Annotated in this window: 1 protein-coding gene and 1 pseudogene; both read right to left on the bottom strand. The window is 62.7% G+C overall.

The genetic code is table 11. The features are described from left to right. Window positions 1-71: 71 nt before the first annotated feature. Window positions 72-2,039 carry a DNA primase gene (dnaG, locus tag ACIP0B_RS28245; RefSeq protein ID WP_400838444.1) on the bottom strand — a complete coding sequence of 656 codons (1,968 nt, stop codon included), beginning with the start codon at window positions 2,037-2,039 and terminating at the stop codon, window positions 72-74. Window positions 2,040-2,515: 476 nt separating this feature from the next. After that, window positions 2,516-2,608: pseudogene (rpsU, locus tag ACIP0B_RS28240) on the bottom strand (30S ribosomal protein S21); the annotation flags it as partial. Window positions 2,609-2,663: the final 55 nt, after the last annotated feature.

Below are 2,663 nucleotides of genomic sequence, written 5' to 3'. Positions count from 1 at the left end.
ACATAACACCCTATCCACTGAAGGTCTTGGCGGGCAAAAAACAAGCCGAGGATTATACCTGAGCTATGACCTCACGCGCCAGTTGAGGTCGGGTTTGATGCGGGAACATTGCGACTCAATAGGTCGCGCAGTTGGTTTTTTTCGTCGCTGCTCAGTTCGCTTTGACGGGCTTTCCTGAGCAGTTGTTCCAGATTCCGCTCGCGTTGACGGGCTGACAGACTGGAAATGGTGTCGAAAAACTGTTGTTCAAGGTTGTCTCCGTCGATCAGCCATTCCTTTTCCGCCAGGGCCCTGAGCAGGCGGCCCTGTTCCGTTCCGTGCCATCTTGCGATCAACTGAATTGAGTTTAGCTTGGGATTCTTCTGTACGGCTTCGAGCAAGGCCACCAGTAACTGTGCATTGGTCTGGCTTTCGTCTGCGAAGTGCCCGGCGTCCTCGACTTTTTCCGCCAACTGCGGGTGATGCAGCAAGGTGCGCAGGGCGGCCTGGATAGGCGGTTCGACAGCGGCAGGCACTCTGGGTGCGCGCGGCTGATCGCGGTCTCCGCCGCGCTTGCCGTTCTTGTCCCAGGGCTTCTTTTCCCACTTCTTGCCGCCCGGGCCGGATTTCTTCGGCGTCCACTCCTGCTGCGGCGCGTACATTTCCGGCGCCTGCGGTTGATGGTAGTCGCTGTAGTCCGGCATGGCGTCGTAATCCATGCCCGGATCGTATGGCGGCGGCGCTTCCTGCGGCGCGCTCTGCGCCAGCTGGCTGACGGTTTCGCTGTTCAGGCCGGTGATTTCGGTCAGGCGCTGACGCATCAGGATCCGCAGGTTGGCGCCCGGCACCTTTTCGATCAGCGGTGCCGCGAGGGTGACCATGTGCGCCTTGCCTTCGAGCGAGCGCGGATCGGCCTCTTCGGTCAGTTGCTGGAAGAAGTAGTCCGCCAGCGGCTGGGCATGCTGATTGATCCGTGCGCGGAAGGCGTCTGTGCCCTCGGCGCGGATCAGGGTGTCGGGGTCTTCGCCTTCGGGCAGGAACAGAAAGCGTGCGCGGCGGCCGTCCTGCAGGCTCGACAGCGTGGCTTCCAGCGCCCGCCAGGCGGCGTTGCGGCCGGCCTGGTCGCCGTCGAAGCAGAACAGGACGTTCGGCACCACGCGGAACAGGCGCTTCATGTGCTCTTCGCTGGTGGCGGTGCCCAGCGTCGCGACGCCGTTGCGCAGGCCTTGCTGGGCAAGGGCGATGACGTCCATGTAGCCCTCGACGACGATGATCTCGTCGAGGTTGCGGTTGTTCTTGCGCGCCTCGTAGAGGCCGTAGAGTTCCTGGCCCTTGTGGAACACCGGGGTTTCCGGCGAGTTGAGGTACTTGGGCTTGTCGTCCCCCAGCACCCGGCCGCCGAAGGCGATGATCCGGCCCCGGGCGTCGCGGATCGGGAACATCACCCGGTCGCGGAAGCGGTCGTAGCGTTTGCCGGTCTCGGCGTTCTCGATCAGCAGGCCGGCGTCGATCATCGCCTTTTGCTGCAGGGTGTCACTGCTCAGGTGCTTGAACAGGTTGTCCCAGCCCGGCGGGGCGAATCCCAGGCCGAAGTCCCGGGCGATTTCGCCGGTCAGGCCGCGGCCCTTGAGGTAGTCCACCGCGGCCTTGCGTGCGGGGTGGCTCTTGAGCGCCTGCCGGTAAAAGTCGGCGGCGGCGCTGAGCAGCGGGTACAGCGGCGAATCGGTCGGCTGGCGTGGCTTGTTTGAACGGCCGCCTTCTTCGCGCGGGACTTCCATGCCGGCGGCCTTGGCCAGGTCCTCGACCGCCTGGGGGAAGTCCAGGTTGTCGTGGTCCATGATGAAGCCGAGGGCGTTGCCGCCGGCGCCGCATCCGAAGCAGTAGTAGAACTGCTTGTCGGGGCTGACGCTGAACGACGGGGTCTTTTCCTTGTGGAACGGGCAGCACGCGGTGTAGTTCTTGCCGGCCTTCTTCAATTGCACGCGCGAACTGACCACGTCGACGATGTCGGTGCGGTTCAGAAGGTCGTCAATGAAGCTCTGGGGGATCAACCCGGCCATGGCGTTCTCGTCGTCTGTGCTGAAAGGATCCGATGCGATGGGCGAAAAGGGACGTGGTTCATCCAGTGAGGCGCGCACCATCGGCGGCTCGACCGGTATCGTCTGCGTGATCGCTGTCGGGAAGTGTATCTGCCGAAAATGCCTTGACGTTAGCAGTCAATGGTTTTCGACCGTTTGAAAGTGTTGCGCTGAGTCCGCTGACGGCCGGTTTGCAGCGTCGGACAGCTCGTGGAGCAGGCAGGTGCCTTGGGCTGATCGTCGTGAGAGGAATCAGTGGGTGTGCTCGTCGGTAGCCTTGAAAGGCCCGTCAGAAAAGACGTGCACCGCTGGCAAAAAAGCCAGGCCTGACGCGGTGAAGCGGATTTGTCTCGGTCGCGTGTGCGGCTTCGACGGTGAAGCATCAAGCGTTTTCCGCAAATGCCATAAGCCCGGCGGAGGGCCGGGCTTGGCAGAAGCTTGCTACGAACGTCTGTGTATCAGTACAGACGAACGGCGCGGCGCTGTTCGCGCTGAACTTTCTTGGCGTGACGCTTAACAGCAGCAGCTGCCTTGCGCTTACGCTCGGAAGTATCTGGATCGATTCGGCCAGCGCCCGGCAGGCCTTGCCTTGCTGGCGCAGCAGGC

The organism is Pseudomonas sp. NPDC089534 (genome assembly GCF_044749305.1).
GTDB lineage: Bacteria > Pseudomonadota > Gammaproteobacteria > Pseudomonadales > Pseudomonadaceae > Aquipseudomonas > Aquipseudomonas ekonensis.
Note: the sequence above shows the minus strand (reverse complement) of the source record. Positions and strands in the feature narration are given on the sequence as shown.